Source organism: Tissierella sp. (assembly GCF_031460495.1).
GTDB lineage: Bacteria > Bacillota > Clostridia > Tissierellales > Tissierellaceae > JAVKTS01.
In genome coordinates this window covers 619,302-642,049 of sequence record NZ_JAVKTS010000002.1, presented here as the reverse complement: position 1 = coordinate 642,049, position 22,748 = coordinate 619,302, and the positions used below count along the sequence as shown (strand labels likewise).

25 protein-coding genes and 1 riboswitch are annotated in these 22,748 nt (G+C 30.5%); of the genes, 23 read left to right on the top strand and 2 right to left on the bottom strand.

Going from position 1 to position 22,748, the window contains the following annotated elements:
- Positions 1–102 precede the first annotated feature (102 nt).
- From lspA to pyrR, 3 genes are read left to right on the top strand one after another with little or no spacing between them, the layout of a single operon-like run.
- Positions 103–558 carry a signal peptidase II gene (gene lspA / locus RIN63_RS07310; protein ID WP_310444052.1) on the top strand — a complete coding sequence of 152 codons (456 nt, stop codon included), beginning with the start codon at positions 103–105 and terminating at the stop codon, positions 556–558.
- Positions 559–567: 9 nt separating this feature from the next.
- A complete protein-coding gene (locus tag RIN63_RS07305; protein ID WP_310444051.1) occupies positions 568–1,485 on the top strand; it encodes an RluA family pseudouridine synthase in 918 nt (305 codons plus the stop codon).
- Positions 1,486–1,493: 8 nt separating this feature from the next.
- Entirely contained in the window at positions 1,494–2,024 is a 531-nt protein-coding gene (pyrR, locus tag RIN63_RS07300) for a bifunctional pyr operon transcriptional regulator/uracil phosphoribosyltransferase PyrR (RefSeq protein ID WP_310444050.1), read from the top strand.
- A gap of 11 nt (positions 2,025–2,035) precedes the next feature.
- On the opposite strand, the gene RIN63_RS07295 is transcribed toward pyrR, so the two are convergent.
- Positions 2,036–3,808 carry an NFACT RNA binding domain-containing protein gene (locus tag RIN63_RS07295; protein ID WP_310444049.1) on the bottom strand — a complete coding sequence of 591 codons (1,773 nt, stop codon included), beginning with the start codon at positions 3,806–3,808 and terminating at the stop codon, positions 2,036–2,038.
- A gap of 179 nt (positions 3,809–3,987) precedes the next feature.
- Between RIN63_RS07295 and RIN63_RS07290 the strand changes: the two genes are divergently transcribed.
- The 18 genes from RIN63_RS07290 to RIN63_RS07205 all read left to right on the top strand — a co-directional run bounded on the left by RIN63_RS07290 (position 3,988) and on the right by RIN63_RS07205 (position 20,274).
- Positions 3,988–4,869, top strand: coding sequence for a YicC/YloC family endoribonuclease (locus RIN63_RS07290; RefSeq protein ID WP_310444048.1), 882 nt, complete (start codon positions 3,988–3,990; stop codon positions 4,867–4,869).
- Positions 4,870–4,883: 14 nt separating this feature from the next.
- On the top strand, positions 4,884–5,141 hold the full coding sequence (remA, locus tag RIN63_RS07285) for an extracellular matrix/biofilm regulator RemA (RefSeq protein ID WP_310444047.1): 258 nt from the start codon (positions 4,884–4,886) through the stop codon (positions 5,139–5,141).
- Positions 5,142–5,161: 20 nt separating this feature from the next.
- On the top strand, positions 5,162–5,776 hold the full coding sequence (gmk, locus tag RIN63_RS07280; protein ID WP_310444046.1) for a guanylate kinase: 615 nt from the start codon (positions 5,162–5,164) through the stop codon (positions 5,774–5,776).
- Position 5,777: 1 nt separating this feature from the next.
- Complete coding sequence (gene rpoZ, locus RIN63_RS07275) at positions 5,778–5,987, top strand: DNA-directed RNA polymerase subunit omega (protein ID WP_310444045.1); 210 nt, start codon at positions 5,778–5,780, stop codon at positions 5,985–5,987.
- A 10-nt stretch (positions 5,988–5,997) separates the two neighbouring features.
- Positions 5,998–7,209: a bifunctional phosphopantothenoylcysteine decarboxylase/phosphopantothenate--cysteine ligase CoaBC gene (gene coaBC, locus RIN63_RS07270; RefSeq protein WP_310444044.1), complete on the top strand. Its 1,212-nt coding sequence runs from the start codon at positions 5,998–6,000 to the stop codon at positions 7,207–7,209.
- A gap of 44 nt (positions 7,210–7,253) precedes the next feature.
- Positions 7,254–9,725 carry a primosomal protein N' gene (gene priA / locus RIN63_RS07265; RefSeq protein WP_310444043.1) on the top strand — a complete coding sequence of 824 codons (2,472 nt, stop codon included), beginning with the start codon at positions 7,254–7,256 and terminating at the stop codon, positions 9,723–9,725.
- An 11-nt stretch (positions 9,726–9,736) separates the two neighbouring features.
- Positions 9,737–10,222 (top strand): peptide deformylase, encoded by a 486-nt coding sequence (gene def / locus RIN63_RS07260; RefSeq protein ID WP_310444042.1) that lies wholly within the window; start codon positions 9,737–9,739, stop codon positions 10,220–10,222.
- 1 nt (position 10,223) lies between these two features.
- Positions 10,224–11,153, top strand: coding sequence for a methionyl-tRNA formyltransferase (fmt, locus tag RIN63_RS07255; protein WP_310444041.1), 930 nt, complete (start codon positions 10,224–10,226; stop codon positions 11,151–11,153).
- Positions 11,154–11,172: 19 nt separating this feature from the next.
- Entirely contained in the window at positions 11,173–11,871 is a 699-nt protein-coding gene (locus RIN63_RS07250; RefSeq protein ID WP_399324505.1) for a zinc metallopeptidase, read from the top strand.
- Positions 11,872–11,932: 61 nt separating this feature from the next.
- Positions 11,933–13,276, top strand: coding sequence for a 16S rRNA (cytosine(967)-C(5))-methyltransferase RsmB (rsmB, locus tag RIN63_RS07245; RefSeq protein ID WP_310444040.1), 1,344 nt, complete (start codon positions 11,933–11,935; stop codon positions 13,274–13,276).
- A 55-nt stretch (positions 13,277–13,331) separates the two neighbouring features.
- Positions 13,332–14,372: a 23S rRNA (adenine(2503)-C(2))-methyltransferase RlmN gene (rlmN, locus tag RIN63_RS07240; RefSeq protein ID WP_310444039.1), complete on the top strand. Its 1,041-nt coding sequence runs from the start codon at positions 13,332–13,334 to the stop codon at positions 14,370–14,372.
- A gap of 23 nt (positions 14,373–14,395) precedes the next feature.
- The gene (locus tag RIN63_RS07235; protein WP_310444038.1) at positions 14,396–15,142 is read left to right on the top strand and encodes a Stp1/IreP family PP2C-type Ser/Thr phosphatase; all 747 of its coding nucleotides are present in this window, start codon (positions 14,396–14,398) and stop codon (positions 15,140–15,142) included.
- Positions 15,139–17,085 carry a Stk1 family PASTA domain-containing Ser/Thr kinase gene (gene pknB, locus RIN63_RS07230; protein ID WP_310444037.1) on the top strand — a complete coding sequence of 649 codons (1,947 nt, stop codon included), beginning with the start codon at positions 15,139–15,141 and terminating at the stop codon, positions 17,083–17,085. Before RIN63_RS07235 ends, pknB begins: the two co-directional genes overlap by 4 nt.
- Positions 17,086–17,094: 9 nt before the next feature.
- A complete protein-coding gene (gene rsgA / locus RIN63_RS07225; protein WP_310444036.1) occupies positions 17,095–17,970 on the top strand; it encodes a ribosome small subunit-dependent GTPase A in 876 nt (291 codons plus the stop codon).
- Position 17,971: 1 nt separating this feature from the next.
- Complete coding sequence (rpe, locus tag RIN63_RS07220) at positions 17,972–18,619, top strand: ribulose-phosphate 3-epimerase (RefSeq protein ID WP_310444035.1); 648 nt, start codon at positions 17,972–17,974, stop codon at positions 18,617–18,619.
- A 43-nt stretch (positions 18,620–18,662) separates the two neighbouring features.
- Positions 18,663–18,762: riboswitch (TPP riboswitch) on the top strand.
- Between the two features lie 55 nt (positions 18,763–18,817).
- Positions 18,818–19,366 carry an energy-coupled thiamine transporter ThiT gene (gene thiT, locus RIN63_RS07215; protein WP_310444034.1) on the top strand — a complete coding sequence of 183 codons (549 nt, stop codon included), beginning with the start codon at positions 18,818–18,820 and terminating at the stop codon, positions 19,364–19,366.
- 15 nt (positions 19,367–19,381) lie between these two features.
- The gene (locus tag RIN63_RS07210; RefSeq protein ID WP_310444033.1) at positions 19,382–20,017 is read left to right on the top strand and encodes a thiamine diphosphokinase; all 636 of its coding nucleotides are present in this window, start codon (positions 19,382–19,384) and stop codon (positions 20,015–20,017) included.
- Positions 20,018–20,103: 86 nt separating this feature from the next.
- Positions 20,104–20,274 (top strand): hypothetical protein, encoded by a 171-nt coding sequence (locus RIN63_RS07205; protein ID WP_310444032.1) that lies wholly within the window; start codon positions 20,104–20,106, stop codon positions 20,272–20,274.
- Positions 20,275–20,325: 51 nt separating this feature from the next.
- Here RIN63_RS07205 and rpmB read toward each other — a convergent pair whose 3' ends face one another.
- On the bottom strand, positions 20,326–20,517 hold the full coding sequence (rpmB, locus tag RIN63_RS07200; protein ID WP_310444031.1) for a 50S ribosomal protein L28: 192 nt from the start codon (positions 20,515–20,517) through the stop codon (positions 20,326–20,328).
- Between the two features lie 210 nt (positions 20,518–20,727).
- Here rpmB and RIN63_RS07195 point away from each other — a divergent pair, with 210 nt between their 5' ends.
- Both RIN63_RS07195 and RIN63_RS07190 read left to right on the top strand, forming a co-directional pair.
- Positions 20,728–21,084 (top strand): Asp23/Gls24 family envelope stress response protein, encoded by a 357-nt coding sequence (locus RIN63_RS07195; protein WP_310444030.1) that lies wholly within the window; start codon positions 20,728–20,730, stop codon positions 21,082–21,084.
- An 18-nt stretch (positions 21,085–21,102) separates the two neighbouring features.
- The gene (locus RIN63_RS07190) at positions 21,103–22,746 is read left to right on the top strand and encodes a DAK2 domain-containing protein (protein WP_310444029.1); all 1,644 of its coding nucleotides are present in this window, start codon (positions 21,103–21,105) and stop codon (positions 22,744–22,746) included.
- Positions 22,747–22,748 lie beyond the last annotated feature (2 nt).

The window sequence follows — 22,748 nt, the reverse complement described above, 5'->3', positions numbered from 1 at the left end:
TGGAATACTTCCAGAGAAGTTTTTAAATCTTGTCTACTATTGATATTAATATAATTATAATATAAAATAGAGTATATACTTAGAAACTAGGAGGAAACAATTTTGATATTTATTTTACCTGTATTTATTATTTTACTGGACCAAATTAGTAAGTATGCTGTTGTTAAGTATTTAATGGGATCTGCTCCACATGTTATAATCTCAAACTTTTTTCAATTTAGTTATGTAGAAAATTACGGTGCTGCCTTTGGAATTTTACAGAATAAAAAGATTTTTTTTGTAATTATAACACTTGCAGTTATAATCGGAATTTCAATCTTCTTAGTAAAAAACTATTATAGTATAAATTTTTTCATGAGGATTGGATTAGGTATGTTACTTGGTGGTGCAATAGGAAATTTTATAGATAGAGTTAGACTTGGGTATGTAGTTGATTTTATAAGTTTCAGATTGTTTAATATTTATGATTTTCCTGTTTTCAATATAGCAGATATTTCTGTTGTAGTAGGCACTATTATAATCTTAATTTTGATTTTATTCGATAAGTATGAGGCTTAGGAGGTAATAATGGATACTATCCAAATATATGTTGATGAAGATGATTCTGAAAGGCTAGATGCTTATATTGCAAAAGAATTAGATGAAGTATCTAGGTCCTATGTACAGAAGTTGATAAAAGATGGTTTAGTTTATGTAAATGATAAAATAATGAAAGCTAGTTATTCCGTTAAAGAAGGGGATTTTATAAGAGTACAATTACCAGAGCCTAAGAAATTAGAAATAATTCCCGAGGATTTACCCTTAGAAATTGTTTATGAGGATAGTGATGTTGTTTTAATTAATAAGTCACAAGATATGGTTGTTCATCCAGCTCCAGGTAATTATACTGGCACTTTAGTCAATGCATTATTATTTCATATTGATAGCTTATCTTCTATTAATGGCATTATCAGACCTGGTATAGTACATAGATTGGATAAAGATACATCAGGATTGTTAATAGTTGCTAAAAATGATAAAGCACATAGAATCTTATCAGAAGATTTAAAAGCTAGGAAAATTAAAAGAGTATATACAGCTTTAGTTCATGGAGTACTTTCTAATGATGAAGGAATAATTAATGCTCCTATAGGCAGACATGCAAATGATAGAAAGAAAATGACTGTAACTAATAAAAATAGCAAAGATGCTATAACTCATTATAAAGTATTAAACAGATATAATAATTACACTTTGGCAGAAGTTAAATTGGAAACAGGGCGAACGCACCAGATCAGAGTACATATGGCTCATATAAATCACCCTGTAGTTGGTGATCCTGTATACTCTAGATGTAAGAATGAATTTGGTTTAGATAAACAAATGTTACATGCTACTAGGTTGGGTTTTAATCATCCTTCAAATGGAGAATACATGAAATTTGAAATTGATTTACCTGAGTATTTTAACAATATTATTAAAGTTTTAGAGAATAAAAGGAAGTAGGGATTTAGATGGATATTAAGGCAGTAATATTAGATGAGAAAGCTATTCAAAGAGCTATTACAAGGATAGCAAATGAAATACTAGAAAGGAATAAAGGTACCAAGGATATTGTACTAGTAGGCATCAAAACCAGAGGCTGTCCTTTTGCTCAGAGATTAGCTAAGAAGATAGAAGAAATTGAAGGTGATGCAATATCAGTACTATCTCTTGATATTACTTTATATAGAGATGATCTTACAGAAATATCTGAACAACCTATAATCAATAATGACTTTAATTATAATATTAAAGATAAGATTGTAATACTTGTGGATGATGTTATATATACTGGAAGGACTGTTAGAGCAGCACTAAATGCCTTGGTAGCCAAGGGAAGACCCTCTAGAGTGCAATTAGCTGTCTTAATAGATAGAGGTCACAGAGAGCTTCCTATTCGCCCTGATTATGTAGGCAAAAATGTTCCTACATCTAAAAACGAAAATGTAAAAGTGCAGTTTAAAGAAACGGATGATTTAGATCAAGTGGTTATAATACATTAAAAAGGTAGAAATTAGATTTCTACCTTTTTGATTTTATTAATTAAATCCTTAGATGGATTTACAGATATGGTTTTGTAATTATCATATATTACCATTCCTAATTTTGCATTTTTGGGTTTCTTAACATTTTTTCTTTCAGTATAGTCAATTGGGACATGGTTTGAATTTTTCCCTTTACTATAGTAAGCTGCCAGAATGGCTGCTTCCTCTAATGTGGAATTAGGAATATTTTTTCCGCTTTTCTCTATTATTACATGACTACCTGGCATATTTTGTACATGCATCCAAATGTCTTCCTTGTGGGATAATTTTAGTGTAAGGTAATCATTTTGCTTATTATTTTTTCCCACATAAATATTAAAACCGTCAACAGAAAGATAATTATATGGTTTAGAGATAAGCTCTTCCTTTTTTCTCTTCTTAATAGATCCTTTAATATATCCTTCTTTAATCAACTCTTCTTTTATTTCATCTAGTTCTTCTATTTCTGTAGAATTTTCTATGCTCATAAGAACATTCTCTAAATAAGATATTTCATTTTCGGTATCTGGTATCTGTTCCTCCAATAGTAAATGAGCATTCTTTAATTTTGAATATTTTTTATAGTATTTTTGTGCATTTGCTGCGGGAGTTAGCTTAATATCTAAAGGAACTACTAGTAAACTCATATTTTCATCATAAAAGTTTTCAAGACTAATTTCATCAACACTTTTAGGAATTTTATGGAGATTAGCTGATATTAAATCTGCATATACTTTATAAATTTCTCTTTCTTGAGATTGGAAAAGTTCTTCTTTTTGCTTCCCTAATTTGTTTAAGGTTCTATCAAGTTTTACTTGAATAGATTTTTTTATTGAATGTGATTTTTGACCTATTCTATCAAGAGTGTCCTTACTTCGAAAATAATTATCAAGTATTTTCGAAATAGAATCGCAATAGGTTTTATTTTGTGAACCAAATTGATTAATATCCAATGCATGGAAAGCCAATATTTCTGAATCATTATTAGAGAATATTGTAACAGGGGTAAAAGTATTATTTTTTATTAGATTTATAAATTTATTAAATGATAAAAATAAACAATTTATTATATCCTCATCTAGGCTTCCTAAAACTCGATCAATATCTACCTCAGCATCAAAACAGATTTCTCTACTTATCAATGGGCTTAGGCCAACAAAGTTGAAGTAAAAAAACTTATAAACTGCTAAGTTGTTATTTGATGCCTTTATTAGGGCGTAGAAGTCTTCTCTCGTACTTAATAAAGGATTTGTTTTACCCTGTATTGGCGGATATTCGTAGGACATACCAGGTAAGATCTGTCTTACTCTACTCATATCTTCATATACTCTCTTTACAGAATCTATAATTTTAAGTGAAAATTTGTCTGCTAAAATAATATTGCTGTGTTTGCCCATTATCTCTATGATTAATCTCTTTTCAGTAGGTTGACCTAATTCATCTATAGCAGATACATCAATAAAAACCACTCTATCCATATTAAATTGTTCAATATTTAATATTATCCCTCCTAATATATGTTTTCTTAACAACATACAAAACATTGGCGGAGTAGTAGGGTTCTTTTTAGTATATTGAGTTATATATATTCTTGGATTATTACTACTAGCGGATATAACTAATTTATAATTAAAGCCTTTATTATGGACATATATTAAAATTTCATCTTTTTCCTGTTGATATATCTTGTCAACTCGTCCTCCCAATATTAAATCTTTCAATTCGTGAACTACTGATTTTGTTACAATTCCATCAAATGACATATTAATTCCTCCAATTAAAATAAGCTACTAAATGAGTATACCACTATATTATGAAATTATAAACAACAAATAGGCAGAAGACAGATATTAAAAATATTTAATAATTAGTAGCTTAATATTAGTTTTAGATATATAATCCTACATTAAGACTATAGTAGAAGTTAAAGGAGATGTGTAAAATGGTTAAGAGTATGACAGGATTTGGGAGAGGAGAGTTTGGAAATAATCTTTACAATTTTAAGGTTGAAATAAGAGCTGTTAATCATAGATACAATGACATTATAGTTAAGATGCCTAGACATATTGGTTATTTGGAGGAAAGTATTAAAAAAATAATTAAAACTCAGATTAATAGAGGTAAGGTTGATGTATATGTTAATTTAGAGTATATTAATGATTCAGCTATAGGGATTAAAGTTGATATACCATTAGCTAAAGTGTATAAAGCTGCTCTGGAAGAACTGGCTTTAGAATTGAATATAGAAGATAATATTAGATTAAATAATATTTTAGGTTTATCTGAAATTATAAAAACTGAAAGAAAGGAATTAGATGAAGATATTATCTGGGATTCTTTGAAGAATGCATTAGATATTGCACTATTGGATATAGTTGGTATGAAGTCGGTTGAGGGTGAAGAATTAAAAAATGATATGGTATCGAAGTTAAGTATAATCGAAGATAAAGTGATTGAAATTGAAAAAAGATCTCCTTTAGTAGTCCTTGAATATAGAGATAAACTCAAGGAACGAATCAATGAACTTTTAGAAAATAATGGGAGTTTGGATGAAGATAAATTGAATTATGAAGTTGTATTTTTTGCTGATAAAAGTAATATTAATGAAGAAATAGTAAGGCTAAAGAGTCATATTAAACAGTTTATATCGATCCTAAAAGAAAAAGATGCAGTTGGAAGAAAACTTGATTTCTTAATACAAGAGATGAATAGGGAAGTAAATACCATTGGTTCAAAAGCTAATGATATTGTCATTTCACAGAATGTGGTAGAGTTAAAGTCAGAAATTGAAAAAATTAGAGAGCAAGTTCAAAATGTTGAGTAAATAAGGAGGCTATTATGTCAATAAAATTAATTAATATAGGATTTGGTAATATTGTTTCTGCAAATAGAATAATTTCAGTTGTAAGTCCAGAGTCTGCTCCAATTAAAAGATTAATTCAGGAAGCAAGAGAAAAAGGACTTTTAATAGATGCTACCTATGGAAGAAGGACGAGGGCTGTTATTGTTACTGATAGTCAACATATAATTCTAATTCCTATACAGCCAGAGACAATAGCTCATAGATTCGCTGATAAGGAAGAAAATGCAGATTAATATAAAAGGTGGTGAAAAAAATGGCAAAAGGCTTTTTATTGATTATTTCTGGACCAGCAGGGACTGGAAAAGGAACCGTATGTAAAGAATTGTTAAATAGAAATAGTGACATTCTCTATTCTGTATCTGCTACAACAAGAAAACCAAGAATTGGAGAAGTTGAAGGGGAAAACTACTTTTTTATTGAGAAGAATAAGTTTGAATCCATGGTTGAAAATGATGAATTTCTAGAACATGCATATGTTCATACAAATTACTATGGTACTCCTAGAGGATTTGTAAGTGAAGAGGTAGAAAAAGGAGAAATTGTATTACTTGAAATCGATGTACAAGGAGCTCTACAAGTGAAGAATAATTATTCTGAAGCTGTTTTTATTTTCCTACTACCACCTACCATGGAGGAATTAAAAAATAGAATAATAAAAAGAGGTACTGAAACAGAAGAAGATATAAATAGAAGATTTGAAAATGCATTTAAGGAACTTGACTTTGTTGGAAAATATGATTATTTTGTGGTGAATGATAAGATAGAAGAGGCTGTATCAGATATAGAAACTATTATTAGAGCTGAAAAGCTAAGAGTGAAAAGGCATTCAGATATAAAAAATAAAGTAATTTCTCAAGGAGGAAGATAATATGTTAAATCCATCTTTTATTGAATTAGCTGAAAGAGGAGATAGTAGATATACCTTAGTAATGCTTACATCTAAAAGAGCTAGACAAATTATTGAAGGAGCAGTACCTTTAGTTAATACATCCTCTAAAAAACCAGTTAGTATTGCATTGGAAGAGGTAATAGAAGGAAAGATAACTTATACCAGACCACCTATAAACAGTATTAAGTAGGAGGGATAATATGTTAAAAGGAAAAACCATAGTATTAGGAGTTACTGGTGGAATTGCAGTATATAAAGCAGTTGACTTAGTAAGCAGACTTAAAAAGCAACATGCGAATGTAGAGGTGGTAATGACTGAAGGAGCAATGGAATTTGTTACTCCTTTGACATTTCAAACTATGTCTGGAAATGTTGTTCATAAGAAAATGTTTAATGAAATTACTAGTTATGATGTTGAGCATATATCTTTAGCACAGAAAGCTGATATTATTTTAGTCGCACCTGCAACAGCAAATACTATTGGCAAAATAGCTAATGGTATAGCTGATAATTTATTGACAACTGTAATAATGGCATCTACTGCTAAGATTATTTTTGCTCCAGCAATGAATACTGCTATGTATAACAATCCTATAGTAAAATCAAATATAAATAAATTAAAAGAATTAGGATATGAATTTATCCAACCAGGAGTAGGCTTACTTGCATGTGGTGATTATGGTGAAGGTAAGATGGCTGAGCCTATTGACATTGTTGAGTATCTTATTAGCAATGACATACAGAAAGATTTAATTAATAAAAAAATAATTATTACTGCAGGTCCAACTATAGAGCCATTGGATCCTGTAAGATATATGACTAATTACTCCAGTGGGAAAATGGGATATAGCATAGCTAAAGAGGCTGTAGATAGAGGCGCCGAGGTTATTTTAATTACAGGACCTACATCACTAACACCACCTAAGGGAGCTAAGATAATTAATATAAAAACTACTGAAGATATGTTAAAGGCTGTATCTAAACATTTTGATTCATGTGATGTATTGATTAAATCTGCCGCACCAGTTGATTATCGACCGGAGACAGTTAGTACTGTTAAGATAAAGAAAAAGGCTGATGAAAAGGATGAATTGCTTATAAAATACATTAAAAACCCTGATATAGCCGCGTATTTTGGAGAGAAAAAAGATAAGCAAGTAATGGTAGGCTTTGCTGCTGAAACAGACAATATTCACGAATATGCCATTGAAAAGTTGAGAAAAAAGAATTTGGATTTTATTGTGGCTAATGATGTAACTAAAGAAGGGGCAGGATTCAATGTGGATACAAACATTATCAGTATTATTGATGATGAAGGAAAGTCTACTCCTTATCCAATAATGGATAAAAAGGAAGTTGCAAGAGTCATATTGGATAAGGTATTATATATATTAGAGAATAAAGCTAGATAATATTATCTAGCTTTTAATTTTCACATATAAAAGGAATGATATACTTGGAAAAAAAATATGCACAGATAATAGTAGACAACAAAGCATCACAAGTGGACAAACCCTTTACTTATGTTCTTGAAAGTGAGCTAATAAATTCCGTCAAAGAGGGTATGAGAGTAGTTGTACCATTTGGTAAGGGGAATAAGCTAATCAAAGGTATTGTAATAAATATTTTAGATACTTGTGATGAAAAGTATAAGCTTAAAAATGTCGTGGATGTATTGGATGATAAACCTTTAGTATCAAAATCATTGATTGATTTAAGTAAATGGATGAGGGATAGCTATTTATCATCTTATCTTGATGCTTTTCAAACAGTTTTACCACCAGGTGATTTCAAAGAAGTAAATACCTTTATAGAACTTAGTAATGAAAGTTCTATTAATGATATAAGTAATGAGGGAACAAAAATAATTTACTATTTGAAGACGAGAGGCAAAGTATTATTGGAGGATTTGAAGAGAAATCTAAGTATTCCAAATATCAATGAAATACTTAATAACTTAGAAGAAAAAGGAGTAATAACAACTAGCTTAGATATAAAAACCACTATAGAAAAAAAATATGAAAAGTGGGTTAAAATATTAAATGCAGATTTATCTCTACAGGATATGTATTCTATCATCGGGACTAGAGCTATAAAACAAAAAGAGCTTATAGAATTCCTTTATGAAAGAAAAGATATCTCTTTCAAGGAGTTTTCAGAAAAAATGAATACTTCACTTTCTACAATTAGATCCATTGAGAAAAAAGGTTTATTAGAGATATACAATAAGGAAGTTAATAGAAATCCAATCAGCAAAGAAATAAAATACTACAAAAAACATATATTATCTACAAAACAGAGAATAGTATTTGATAAAATTGTTGATGCTTTTAATGGAAAAAGTAGCAAGAACAAGTTTTTAATTAATGGTGTCACTGGAAGTGGAAAGACTGAGATTTACTTACAACTTGTTGAAGAAATGATAAAAAAGGGGAAAACTTCGATTATTCTCGTACCAGAGATATCTCTAACCCCGCAAACTATTGATCGTTTTGTTGGAAGATTTGGGGATTTAGTTGCTGTATTACACAGCAAGTTGTCTTATGGAGAAAGATTTGATCAATGGAGGAGGATAAAGGAAGGTAAGGTTAAAATAGTTGTAGGGGCTAGATCAGCAGTGTTTGCTCCATGCCAAAATCTTGGGCTTATAATTATTGATGAAGAACATGAAACAACATATAAATCATCTCAAAATCCTAAGTATAATACCATTGAGGTTGGAGGTAAGAGATGTGATATTGAAGGTGCTTATTTAGTTCTAGGTTCGGCTACTCCATCTTTAGAATCTTATTACAGTAGTCTGAATGGGGATATTGTTTTATTAGAATTAGATGAAAGAGTTAATAATTACCTCTTGCCTGAAGTTAAGGTTGTTGATATGAGGGATGAATTAAATAATGGAAATAAATCCATATTTAGCAAAGAACTTTATAATTCAATAAAAGAAAATCTAAATATAAATAAACAGATAATATTATTTCTAAATAGAAGAGGTTTTTCTACATTTGTATCTTGTAGAAAATGCGGTTATGTTGTCAAATGTGATAATTGTGACATTTCAATGACCTATCATAGAAATATTAATAGATTAAGATGTCATTATTGTGGATTATCCATTAACCCACCTACAATGTGTCCAGTCTGTAAAAGTAATTATATTAAATACTTTGGAGTAGGGACAGAACAAGTAGAATCTCTTACAAAAGAGTTGTTTCCCGATGCAAGAGTAGCTAGAATGGATATGGATACAACGACAAAAAAAGGTAGCTATGAGAATATGCTAATGGATATGAAGAATGGTCAGATAGATATTTTAATTGGTACCCAGATGATAGCTAAGGGATTAGATTTTGAGAATGTAACATTAGTTGGTATTATAGCTGCAGATATTACATTAAACTTACCCGATTTTAGATCTCCTGAACGTGCTTTCCAGTTAGTTACACAAGTGGCAGGAAGGGCAGGAAGAGGCGATTATAGTGGTGAGGTTATACTTCAAACTTATAATCCTGAACATTATAGTATAAAGTTTTCAAAAGATCATAATTACAAAGAATTCTATAAAACTGAGGTTAATCTAAGAAAAGAATTCCTATATCCACCTTTTATTCATATAATCAGCTTGTTAATATATGGAGAAAATAATAATAAGGTGGAAATAGTATCAAAACAAGTATATAATTTACTTATAAATGAGTCAACATGGATTGAAAAATCGGAATTAGATAATTATATTATAGGTCCATATCCTGCTCCATTAGAGAAAATTAAAAACAATTTCAGATGGCAAATACTAATAAAATCTAATAAAGAATTTATTGAAAGTTTGAAAGCAATACTGAAAAGGGTATGTATATTAAATGAGTATAAATTAAATGTTGAAGATGTGAAATTTAGTATTGATATTGATCCAAATTCTATATTATAGGAGGAAAATAAATGGCATTACGAGAGATAAGAATATCTGGGGATCCTATTCTCAGAAAAAAGTCAAAGGCTATAACAGAAGTCACAGAGAGAATAAAGATCCTTTTAGATGATATGGTAGATACAATGAATGAAGCTGAAGGTGTAGGATTGGCAGCTCCACAGATAGGTATTCTTAGAAGGGCTGTAGTTATTGATGTTGGAGAAGGACCAATAAAATTATTAAATCCTGAATTAATTGAAGTTAAAGGCCAAGTTATTGATATAGAAGGATGTTTGTCTGTACCTGGTCGTTCAGGTACAGTAGATAGGCCGGAGTGGGTTAGGATAAAATATATGGATGTGGAAGGCAATGAGAAACATCTAGAAGGAAATGGTTTATTAGCAAGAGCTATTTGTCACGAAATAGATCACTTAGATGGTATATTATATACTGATAAAATAATAGATGAAGTAGTATTAGAAGAAGATGATGAAGAGTTAAGTGAAGAGGTGTAATATGAAGATTGTTTTTATGGGAACACCAGAATTCTCAGTTTCTACACTAAAAGCCCTATATGATAATAGGTTTTCTATAGATTTAGTTATTACCCAGCAAGATAAGCCAAAAGGTAGAGGAAAGAAGATACAATATACTCCTGTTAAGGAGATGGCTTTAAATTTAGGGTTAGAAGTTTATCAACCTAGTTCTGTAAATGATAAGGAAACAATTGATAGAATTAAGGAGATAAATCCTGACTTTATTGTAGTTGTTGCTTATGGTCAAATACTTAAAAAAGATATCTTAGATATTCCTAGATACGGTTGTTATAATGTTCATGCATCATTATTGCCTAAGTATAGAGGTGCAGCCCCTATTAATTGGGCAATAATTAATGGTGAAACTGAAACAGGTGTTACAATTATGGAAATGGAAGAGGGATTAGATACTGGTGATATGCTATTGTGGGAATCAATCGATATTGATGTAAATGATGATGCTCAAGTTATCCATGACAAACTATCAGATTTAGGTGGAAAACTAATAATAGAAGCATTACAAGGTCTAAAGAGTGGTGTGATAAAAAAAACTCCGCAAAACGATGATTTATCTACCTATGCTTCTATGCTGTATAAAGAGATGGGTAGAATAAATTGGAATGATAGTAGTCAATATATTTACAACTTAGTAAGGGGATTAAAACCATGGCCATCTGCATATACCAAATATAAAGAAGAAATAATAAAAATTCATAAAGTGAGTTTAATTAATAAATTTAAAGATGGTAAAAATGGAGAAATAGTTAAGGTGAATAATGAAGGGATTTATGTAAATACTTCAGATAAGACAATAATAATAGAAGAGTTACAATTTCCTGGAAAGAAAAGGATGGGAGTATCAGAATATTTAAAGGGAAATTCTATAGAAACAAACATTATACTAGAATAAAATAGAGAGGAGAATAAGAATGCTTGGATATCGTGTAGGTTATATGGATACTTCTTGGTTTATATATGTACTTCCTGCAATTCTTTTTGCTTCCTATGCTCAGCTAAAGATTAATTCTGCATTTAGTAAATATTCTAATGTACCAAGTGGAACAGGGTATACTGGTGGGCAGATTGCTAGAATGATATTAGATAGAAATGGACTTTATGATGTTAAAGTAGAGCAGGTATCAGGAAAATTAACAGATCATTATGATCCTAGATCAAAGGTTGTTAGACTATCAACTACTATATTTGGTGGCAATAGTATTGCTTCTATGAGTGTAGCAGCTCATGAAGTTGGTCATGCTATACAACATTCTGAGGGATATTTGCCTTTGCTTCTGAGAAACAATCTTGCACCAATTGCAAATATAAGCTCTAGATTTGCTTGGGTATTATTAATAATTGGTACCCTCATATCTTGGGGAAATCTCATAACCTTTGGGATTATACTATTTTCATCTGTTGTACTTTTTCAAATTATTACATTACCTGTAGAATTTAATGCAAGTAATAGAGCTTTACTACAACTAGAAAATGGAATAGTGGAGATGGACAAAATCAAACCAGCAAAAAAAGTATTAAAGGCAGCTGCATTAACTTATGTGGCAGCTACATTAGTAGCAATAGGTGAATTACTTAGATTGCTAGCTATGACAAACAGGAGAAGAGATTAGACTTTTATGGAGGATTATTCCTCCTTTTTTAAATTTAAATTAAGTTAATAGGAGTGTTTATATGGTTTTATCTGCTAGAGAAGTATCATTTAATATATTATATGATATATTTGTTAAAGAAGCTTTTTCTAATATAGCAATTAATAAAAACTTAGAAGAACAATTGAGTAGTAAAGATGAAAGCTTGATTAGAGAAATTACCTATGGAGTATTGGAAAATCAGCTATATTTAGACTATATAATCTCAAAAGCATCTAAGATTAGATTAAAGAAAATACATTCTGCTATTTTGATTATACTAAGGATTGGAGTATATCAACTAGTTTTCATGGATAAAATACCCAATAGTGCTGCAGTTAATGAATCTGTAAACTTAGCTAAAAAACACGGACACAAGGGATCCATTGGATTTGTTAATGGTGTACTTAGAAATATTGGTAATAATAAAGATGAATATATGAAAATTAATGTGAGTAACAAAATTGACTATATTTCAATTAAATACTCCCATCCAAAGTGGATGGTAGATAGATGGGTAAGAGAATTTGGAGAAGAATTCACAGAAGAATTGTGTAAGAAGAATAATGAGAGTCCAAAGTTAAATATTAGAGTAAATACCTTGAAGATTAATAAGGATGAATTAAGAGAAAGATTAATGAAGAAGAACTTAATTATAGAAGAGTCTATATATGCAAAAGATTCACTTATAATAGATAATCCAAATAGGATAACAGAACTTGAAGAGTTTAAATTGGGGTATTTTTTTATCCAAGATGAAAGTAGTACTTTAGTTGGGCAGGTAATGGATCCCTTACCAGGGTCTGTTATTATTGATATATGTAGTGCTCCAGGTGGCAAAACTACTCATCTTGCACAAATAATGAATAATAAAGGGAAAATCTATAGTAGAGATATTTACAAACATAAATTAAAGCTCATTGAAGAAAATGCAAATAGGTTAGGCATAGATATTATTCAGACTGATTTATCAGATGCAACTAAAAGGGATGAAGATATGTTTAATATTGCTGATTATGTTTTAGTAGATGCACCTTGCTCAGGTTTAGGATTAATTAGAAGAAAACCTGAAATAAAATGGAATAGGAAAGAAGCAGATATTGAAAAGCTTGCTGATTTGCAATATACTATCTTAAATAATGTAAAAGAATATATTAAAATTGGTGGAATATTGGTTTATAGTACTTGTACCATAGAAAGAGATGAAAATGTAAACTTAGTAAATAGATTCTTACAGGAAAATAGAAATTTCAAATTAGTAGAAATAGAGAGTAAATTTACAAACAAGGATAATTTAAATAGTTTAAATTCTGGTTATATACAACTTTATCCTAATATCCATGGGACTGATGGTTTTTATATAGCCAAAATGATAAAAGAAAGATAGAATTATATTGATTTATTATGTATAATATTATATTAGATAGCATTGAGGTGATGATTTGGATAAAATAGAATTAAATAGTTTGTCTTTAGATGAACTGAAAAAATTAATGATTTCATTAGATGAAAAAAGCTTTCGTGGAGAACAATTATTTTCATATTTTCATAGAAATAAAAAGATAGATATAAAAGAATTACAGGTATTGCCTGAAAAACTAAGAAATTACTTATTTCAAAATTACAAAGTCAATAAGGTAGAAATATTTCAGAAATTTAGGTCAAAATTAGATAATACTACAAAGTATTTGGTCCTTTTGCAAGATAATAATATAATTGAATCTGTAGCAATGGAGTACAATCATGGATTAACTGCTTGTATTTCAACTCAAGTAGGCTGCAAGATGAGTTGTTCTTTCTGTGCATCAACTAAGGAAGGGCTTTTAAGAAATCTAACTCCAGCTGAGATGCTAAACCAAATTTATATGATAGAAAAGGACTTAAATAAAGACATATCGAATATTGTACTAATGGGAAGTGGTGAACCATTAGACAATTATAATAATACTTTGAAGTTTATTAATATCATTCATGATGAAAAAGGTCATAATATTAGCCATAGAAATATTACACTATCTACATGTGGAATTGTTCCTAGAATTTATGATTTAGCTAAGGAAGACATACCCATTACTTTGTCAATATCTTTACATTCTCCATTTGATACTGATAGAAAAAAAATCATGCCCATAGCTAATAGGTATTCAATAGCTGAGCTGATGAAAGCTTGTGAATATTATTCTAAAAATACAAGTAGACGAATTACTTTCGAATATACTCTAATAGACAATGTAAATGACAGAGACATAGATGTTAAGGAACTAATGAAGATTTTAAAGGGAATTAATTGCCATATTAATCTAATTCCTTTAAATCCAATACATGAATTTAAGAAGGACAGGCCAAGTAGAGCTAATATAGAGAGATTTCAAAAGGAATTAAGTAAAAGCAACATTCAAGTAACTATAAGAAGGGAAATGGGAGGAGATATTAGCGCTTCCTGTGGACAGCTTAGAAGGTCTGTAACTGAAAATGATAACTAAAAAGATTTTAATGGGGTGGTATTATGGTCAGTGGTGCAATATCAGATATTGGGAAAAATAGAGAGAGTAACCAAGACGCTTTTTATGCTTCAAAAGATTCCTTACTGCCTTTATATGTAGTGGCAGATGGCATGGGGGGCCATAAGGCAGGGGAAGTAGCCAGCTCCATGGCATTAGATGTTATTGAAAGGAATTTTTTAAAAGCTAAGGATGATTTAATTAGTGATGCGATAATAACCAAATTAATTAAAGAATCAATAGAGGAGGCAAATACAAAAATTTACTTGAAATCACTGGAAGATAAAAAATATGAGGGTATGGGTACGACTATTACCTTAGCTTACATATTAGAGGATAGGATTTGCATAGGACATGTTGGAGATAGTAGGGCATATTTAATTAAGGATAAAGAAATTATCCAAGTAACTGAAGATCACTCTTATGTAAATGAGCTTATTCGAACAGGAAGCATTACCAGAGAGGAAGCAAAAACTCATCCTAAAAGGAACATGATAACTAGGGCTGTTGGTTCTAGTAGTATCATTGAAATGGACTTGTTTTTTAGAAAATATAATCAAGGGGATATATTACTTTTATGTAGTGATGGTTTATCTAATATGTTAAAAGAATTTGAGATTTACGATACATTTAATGGAGCACAAGATATACAAAAAGCTTGTGTAGAACTTGCAACTAAGGCCAATGACAAGGGTGGATTTGATAATATTACTGCTGTTGCAATCAAATTAATTAATGAGGTGAAACAATGATAGGCAGGATTTTAGGTGGAAGATATGAAATATTAGAGCAAATAGGTGGAGGCGGGATGGCATTAGTATATAAGGCTAAATGCCAGTTGCTTGATAGATTTGTTGCAATTAAAATATTGAGAGACGAATTTGTAAATGATGAAGAATTTGTTAGAAAATTCAAAAGAGAATCACAAGCTGCAGCTAGCTTATCCCATCCAAATATAGTTAATATTTATGATGTTGGTGTTGAAACTGAAGGGAATAATAATATTCATTATATAGTTATGGAATATATAAAAGGTAAAACTCTAAAAGAAATTATTAGAGAGAGTGGAAAGTTATCTATGAAATCCACCTTGGATTATACAAATCAAATCGCTGGGGCTTTACAACATGCACATAAAAATCATATAGTTCATAGAGATATAAAGCCACACAATATAATGATAACTGATGATGGAAGGATTAAGGTTACTGATTTTGGCATCGCTAGAGCTGCTACAAGCTCTACTGTTACAACCACATCTAATGTATTAGGCTCTGTTCATTATTTCTCCCCAGAACAAGCTAGAGGTGGATACACTGATGAGAAATCTGACATATATTCATTGGGTATTGTTATGTACGAAATGGTTACTGGTGAGTTACCATATCAAGGTGAGAGCCCTATTACAGTTGCATTAAAACATGTACAAGAAGATATAGTACCTCCGAAAGAGTTAGATGGTCAAATACCTGATAGTTTTCAACTTATTATATTAAAGTGTGTTCAAAAGAGACAGGCAGACAGATATAGCAATATTACTGAGTTAATAATGGATTTAAATAAGATTAAAAACAATGTAGAAGATTTTTCATATGAAGATACCAATAATTTTGACTCACATACTAAGGTAATGCCAGCAGTAAATATAAAGGATGTTGATAAAATGAAAAATAGTAAAGATAATAAAAAGTCAAATAAAAAAGATGGTAGTAGTAAGGTTATTTTTTTAGGTATACTTCTTGCTTTTTTAGCTGCAGCTAGTATATGGATAGGTGCATATAGGATAAAGAACTTTTTTGATAGTCCAGAAATAATAGTTCCATCTGTAATTGGTTTACAAGAAGATGAAGCTAGAGAAGAAATTGAAGGGTTAGGATTGAGATTTTCTGTAAAAGCTAGGGTTAAGAATAGTCAATTTAAAGCAGGAGAAGTTATATCTCAGGAAGTAGACCCAGATACAAAAGTAAAGAAAAACTATGAGATAGAAGTCACTGTTAGTGAAGGAGATAATCTAATTAAAGTTCCTAGTTTTGTCAACAAAGATTTGGCAGATGTAGAGGAATTGGTTAAAGATGCAGATTTAAAAATGGGAAATCCTGAGTATAAGCACTCAGATGATATACCAGAGAATGTAATAATGAGTCAAGAACCAGAGAGTGGAGCTATGGTAGAACCAGGTACTAGAATTGTCTTTGTAGTTAGTAAGGGAGAAGAGATTAAACAAGTTATAATGCCAAAATTAGTGGGTGAAAGCATAGAGTCAGCTAGAGCTAAATTGACCGAATTAGATTTAGTAGAAGGAGAAATCAAAGAACAGCCTAGTGAAGATATAGAAAAGGGAATTGTAACTTGGCAAAGCTATGATCAAGGTACAGAATTAGAGACGAAAACTGCTGTTGATTTATATGTAAGTAGTGGGCCTAGTGAAGGAACAGGAGACATTGGTGGAGATAATGATGGAAATGAGAACAATGAAGAGAGTTCAATAACTTTCAATTTAACACCACTGCAAGAAAAAGAAGAGACACAAATAAAAGTTATTAGAAATCAAGATGGTGTAAGCATAGTTGTTTATAATAAAAAACATTCTGTCAGTGACGGTGAAGCTGTAATAACCTTACAAGGTAAGGTTGGTTCTACCTTCGATATATATTATGATGATATATATCAAACTACGATTCCTAAAAATGAATAGGAGGCTTTTATGATTGATGGAATAATTATTAAGGGCATTGCTGGGTTTTACTATGTAAAAACAACAGAAGGTGTAGTTGAATGTAGAGCTAGAGGTAATTTTAGGGAAGAAAATATAACTCCTTTAGTAGGAGATAAGGTAAGGATTAGAATTAGTGATGAAGATAATTCTGGCTATATTGAAGAGATATATACTAGAAAATCACAACTAGTTAGGCCAACTGTAGCTAATATAACCCAAGCTATAATAGTGATGAGTATTAAAAAACCTGATATTAGCACTTGGCTATTGGATAGGTTTCTGATCATGGCAGAACATGAAAACTTAGAAATAATAATTTGCTTAAATAAAGTCGACTTAGCAGAAGATAAAGCTATAGATATGGAAAAAAGATATGAAGCTGCAGGATATAAAGTAATAAAAACTAGTACAAAAACCAAAGTTGGTATTGAAGAATTAAAAGAGCTTCTGAATAATAATATATCAGTTTTCGCGGGACCATCTGGGGCAGGTAAATCATCTTTATTAAATATTATTAATTCGAATTTTAAACTTGAGACGGGAGATGTAAGTTCTAAAACAAAAAGAGGTAAGCATACAACCAGACATGTTGAATTATTAGATTTACATGAAAATACCTTTGTGCTAGATTCTCCAGGTTTTAGTTCTTTAAATGTGGATTTCATTGAGGCTGAAATAGAGTTAAGAGATTACTTTAGGGAGATAAAAAAATATGGAGAAAAATGTAGATTTATTTCCTGCTTGCATTTAAATGAACCTGATTGTGCAGTAAAAGAACAGGTTGAAAGAGGAAATATTAACAAAGATAGATATGAAAATTATCTACTATTTCTTGAAGAAATTAAAAATATTAGGAGGTACTAATATGGCAAAAATTGCACCCTCTTTGCTTTCAGCTGATTTTGCTAATTTGAGGGATGAAATTATAAAAATAGAAAAAGGTGGAGCAGACTATATTCATTTAGATGTAATGGATGGAATTTATGTACCTAATATTACATTTGGACCACCAGTGATTAAGAAACTTAGAAATGTAACAAAGCTTCCTTTTGATGTTCATCTTATGATAGACAGACCTGAGAGATATATCAAAGATTTTGTTGAAGCTGGTGCTGATATAATAACTGTCCATGAAGAGGCAACTGTTCATCTTCATAGGACAATACAAGAAATTAAGTCCTATGGTGTTATGGCAGGTGTATCATTGAATCCAGCCACTCCCTTGGAGAATATAGAGTATGTGTTAGATGACTTAGATTTAATACTAATTATGACCGTAAATCCAGGTTTTGGTGGTCAGTCTTTTATTAAAGCTATGGAAAACAAAATAAAAAGACTAAGAGATATAATAAATGCAAGAAATTTGAATATAATTCTTGAAGTAGACGGTGGAGTCAAACTTGACAATGCTAAGGAAATACTTGGATATGGTGCTGATTTACTTGTAGTAGGCTCAGACATATTTGGTTCAAAAGATGTAGAAAGTAGAACTAGAGAATTTAAAAACTTGTAAATAAAAACATATATGTTATAATGAAATTAAATAAACATAAAAAATTCAACACTAGGGGAGCCAAATGGCTGAGAGTGGATTTATCCCGACCCTTATGACCTGAACTAGGTAATACTAGCGTAGGGAAGTGTGTATTAGCCTTTGATACCCATTACCTACATTAGTGATGGGTTTTTTTAATTTAAAGGGGGAATTTAAGTGGAAAAAAGATGGAATGTTAAGATGTTAACAGAAGGTGGCATGATGATTGCTCTATCTACAATATTAAGCTATATTAAGCTTTATGAGGCGCCTATGGGAGGATCAGTTACTGCAGGAAGTATGATTCCGATTATGCTATTTGCTATTCGCTGGGGTATAGTTCCAGGATTAGCAATAGGAAGTACTTATGGAATATTACAATTTATTCTAAAGCCTTATTTTTATCATCCAATTCAGTTTATTTTAGATTATCCATTAGCTTTTGGTTTGTTAGGCCTAGCCGGAATTGCATATTATATAAAAGACAAAAGTTCTTTAAAAGGTTATGCTAATGTATTTTTAGCTATACTTATTGGAATACTTGGGAGAATGCTCTCGCATGTTTTAGCAGGTGTGGTTTTCTTCGCTGAATATGCTGGTGATAAAAATCCATGGATTTATTCAATGGAGTATAATGCTTATTATTTAATTCCAGAATTAATTATTTCGTGTTTTGTGGTTGCAATTATATGGAAACCATTACAGAAGGCAATAATAACAAACTAAAGAAGGATGATATAAATGAAAGGTTTAATTATTTCCAGTGGGACTATTACAGATTATAGTAGATTGGAAGGGCTACTAAAGGACTCTGATTTTGTTATATGTGCAGATGGTGGAATGAATCACCTAGTTAATGTGAATGCAGTACCCAACCTAGTAATAGGTGATTTAGATTCTATTAACAAGGAAGCATTAGATTTCATTAAATATAACAATATACCCATAGAAAAGTATTCTACTGTTAAAGATACTACTGATACTGGGTTAGCATTGGAGTACTTAATTGAAGGAAAGTTTAATGAAATTACTATGATTGGTGTAACTGGTACGAGGCAGGATCATACAACGGCTAATATATTTTTGTTAGATTACTTGAATAACAAAGGGATTAAGGGAAAAATTGTAGATGATAATAATATTATATATTTAATAGATGATTATATAGAATTAGATTATGTAGTAGACTGTTTTGTATCTGTAATTCCTATTACAGATGGAGGGATTACTGTATCACTATCTGGTTTTTACTATAATTTAAATAATACTGAAATAGAATTTGGTTCAACTTATGGTATTAGCAATAGAGTAATTGACAAGAAAGGTAGAATTAGTATTCATAAAGGAAAAGCCTTAATATTTATATCAAAAGATTAAACTTAGGAGAGTATTCCTAAGTTTTTTTGTAACTAATAATAATGGATTTGAATAGAATGTATTAGATAGTTGTGGGGGTGCTTGCTGTGAAAAGATTTTTGTATAGATATAGAATCAAATCAAAAAAAATAATAGGTATAACTTTAGGTGCTGTTGGTTTATTAATAATAATATATTTTATTCCTATTGAAGTACTTTTGATACTAATAGGGATTGCTTTATTAATAATGGGAGCATTAATTCTTAAAATAAAATAAGGCTTCCATTAGCTGATGGCAAGCCTTACTCAAACTTCTTTTATTTGAAAACTATAATGCTCTTTCAACATACCCAGATCTTAAACATCTAGTACATACATTTACTCTTTTTGTTGCGCCTTTAACGACAGCTCTAACTGTTCTAATGTTAGGGGACCAGCTTCTTGAACTCTTTTTATTTGAGAAAGTAACTTTGTTACCAAATACTTTTCCCTTTCCACATACTTCACAAACCTTCGCCATGAAAAACACCTCCTTAATCTACTACTGAAAATACTAAAAAGTATATTTCTACAATTCAATAATAACACATTATATTCTAACATAAAGACATATGAGAATGCAACTAAAATGTATTATTACCAAATATAATAATAGTATTTAGTTGAACTATTTTATTATTTAGGGTAAAATAAAGAATATGGTATATTTAAAATAAGGAGGCGATTACTTATGCCAGCCAAAACCAATACTCAGTATGGAATAATTAGCATAGATGACAATGTCATAGCTACTCTTGCAGGTATATCTGCTATGGAATCTTATGGTATAGTGGGTATGGCTTCTAAAAATGCGACAGACGGTTTATTTGAGCTTTTAAAATGGGATTATTTGTCTAAAGGCATAAAAGTGTATTCAAAGGATGAAAAATTAACTATTGATCTACATGTTATATTGGAATATGGAGTGAGAATCTCTGTAGTTGCTGAAAATATAATTGATAGGGTTAAGTTTAATGTGGAAAATTTAACTGGTATGAAAATAGACAAAATAAATGTACATGTACAAGGAATTAGAGTTGAAAAGTAGTTTAAGGAGGTACTATAATTGAAAATAGAGATTCTAGATGGAGCAATGCTGAAAAAGGCACTTATTGGTGCAGCAAAGTTCCTAGAGGATAATAAAGAGGAGGTAAACTCCTTAAATGTTTTTCCTGTTCCTGATGGAGATACAGGTACAAACATGTCACTTACAGTGAATTCTGCTATTAAACAAGGCCTTAGTATTGATGAGGATAGTGTTTCGAAAATTGCATTAGCCACATCCCATGGTTCACTAATGGGGGCAAGGGGAAACTCAGGAGTTATATTATCACAATTATTTAGAGGGTTTGCCAATGGCTTAAATGGTAATGACACTGTAGACACTAAGATTATTGCAAATGCGCTGAAACAGGCAGCTGATACTGCATATAAGGCTGTTATGAAACCAACAGAAGGAACAATACTAACTGTAGCTAGAGAATGTGGTGACTATGCATTATCTATTTGTAAAGAAGAAAAAGATATTTTAGCATTTCTAAAAAAGATAATTGATAAAGGATCAATAGTCCTTGATAAAACTCCTGAAATGCTTCCAGTCTTAAAGCAAGCTGGAGTTGTTGATGCAGGTGGAAAAGGATTTATCTATGTGTTAACAGGAGCATATAATGCCTTATCAGGTGTAGTAGAGGTTGAAGTTAAGCCACAAGAAAGCAAGGCTGAATCTAAAAATATTCTTCAACGTGAATATATAGATACTGATGATATTAAGTTTGCATATTGTACAGAATTTATTATTAATACAGAATTTAGTGATATTGATTCTTTTAGAGATGAATTGTCAATCCAAGGGGATTCATTAATGGTAGTTGGTGGAGAAGGACTAATAAAAGTTCATGTTCATACAAATAATCCTGGTATTGTTCTTGAGAAGGCAGTTGCTATAGGGGAATTATCTGATATTAAAATTGATAATATGAGATACCAGCATGAAGAAGTACTATTAAAATCTGAGCTGGAAAAAATAAATGAGATTAAAAACATAGAACCTAAAAAGAAATTTTCATTTATAGCTATATCTGTAGGTGAAGGAATAGATGAAGTTTTCAAGGGTTTAAATGTTGATATTCTAGTATCTGGTGGGCAAACAATGAATCCTAGCACTGAGGATATACTTAATGCAATTGAAAACACCAATAGTGAATATGTTTTTATATTACCGAATAATAGCAATATAATTTTAGCAGCAGAACAAGCCAGAGAGCTAAGTTCTAGAAATATTATTGTTATTCCAACAAAATCTATTCCTCAGGGCATCTCAGCATTGTTAGCTTTTGATGAAACGAAATCTGATGAAGAAAATGTTTGTAAGATGAAAGAAGCAATTAGTAATGTAAAAACTGGTCAAGTTACCTATGCTGTTAGGGATACAGAATTCAATAATAACAAAATAGAAAAAGATGATATCATAGGTATTTCTGAGGGTGATATTGTTTCAAATGGTAAAGAAATTAATGAGGTTGCTATGAAGCTTCTAGAAGATATGATTGATGAAGATACTTCTTTGATTACAATTATATATGGAAGTGATCTAGCTGAGGATTTGGCTAATGATTTAGAAAATCATTTATCTAAGGAATATACTGATATTGATATTGAAGTAGTATTTGGTGGCCAACCGTTATATTACTATATATTTTCCGTAGAATAAAT

Bases quoted from the DNA above. Each gene is read 5' to 3' on its own strand.
- RIN63_RS07305 (WP_310444051.1), top strand. From the start codon at position 568: ATGGATACTATCCAAATATATGTTGATGAAGATGATTCTGAAAGGCTA.
- pyrR (WP_310444050.1), top strand. From the start codon at position 1,494: ATGGATATTAAGGCAGTAATATTAGATGAGAAAGCTATTCAAAGAGCT.
- RIN63_RS07295 (WP_310444049.1), bottom strand. From the start codon at position 3,808: ATGTCATTTGATGGAATTGTAACAAAATCAGTAGTTCACGAATTGAAA.
- RIN63_RS07290 (WP_310444048.1), top strand. From the start codon at position 3,988: ATGGTTAAGAGTATGACAGGATTTGGGAGAGGAGAGTTTGGAAATAAT.
- remA (WP_310444047.1), top strand. From the start codon at position 4,884: ATGTCAATAAAATTAATTAATATAGGATTTGGTAATATTGTTTCTGCA.
- gmk (WP_310444046.1), top strand. From the start codon at position 5,162: ATGGCAAAAGGCTTTTTATTGATTATTTCTGGACCAGCAGGGACTGGA.
- rpoZ (WP_310444045.1), top strand. From the start codon at position 5,778: ATGTTAAATCCATCTTTTATTGAATTAGCTGAAAGAGGAGATAGTAGA.
- coaBC (WP_310444044.1), top strand. From the start codon at position 5,998: ATGTTAAAAGGAAAAACCATAGTATTAGGAGTTACTGGTGGAATTGCA.
- def (WP_310444042.1), top strand. From the start codon at position 9,737: ATGGCATTACGAGAGATAAGAATATCTGGGGATCCTATTCTCAGAAAA.
- fmt (WP_310444041.1), top strand. From the start codon at position 10,224: ATGAAGATTGTTTTTATGGGAACACCAGAATTCTCAGTTTCTACACTA.
- RIN63_RS07250 (WP_399324505.1), top strand. From the start codon at position 11,173: ATGCTTGGATATCGTGTAGGTTATATGGATACTTCTTGGTTTATATAT.
- rsmB (WP_310444040.1), top strand. From the start codon at position 11,933: ATGGTTTTATCTGCTAGAGAAGTATCATTTAATATATTATATGATATA.
- RIN63_RS07235 (WP_310444038.1), top strand. From the start codon at position 14,396: ATGGTCAGTGGTGCAATATCAGATATTGGGAAAAATAGAGAGAGTAAC.
- pknB (WP_310444037.1), top strand. From the start codon at position 15,139: ATGATAGGCAGGATTTTAGGTGGAAGATATGAAATATTAGAGCAAATA.
- rsgA (WP_310444036.1), top strand. From the start codon at position 17,095: ATGATTGATGGAATAATTATTAAGGGCATTGCTGGGTTTTACTATGTA.
- rpe (WP_310444035.1), top strand. From the start codon at position 17,972: ATGGCAAAAATTGCACCCTCTTTGCTTTCAGCTGATTTTGCTAATTTG.
- RIN63_RS07210 (WP_310444033.1), top strand. From the start codon at position 19,382: ATGAAAGGTTTAATTATTTCCAGTGGGACTATTACAGATTATAGTAGA.
- rpmB (WP_310444031.1), bottom strand. From the start codon at position 20,517: ATGGCGAAGGTTTGTGAAGTATGTGGAAAGGGAAAAGTATTTGGTAAC.
- RIN63_RS07195 (WP_310444030.1), top strand. From the start codon at position 20,728: ATGCCAGCCAAAACCAATACTCAGTATGGAATAATTAGCATAGATGAC.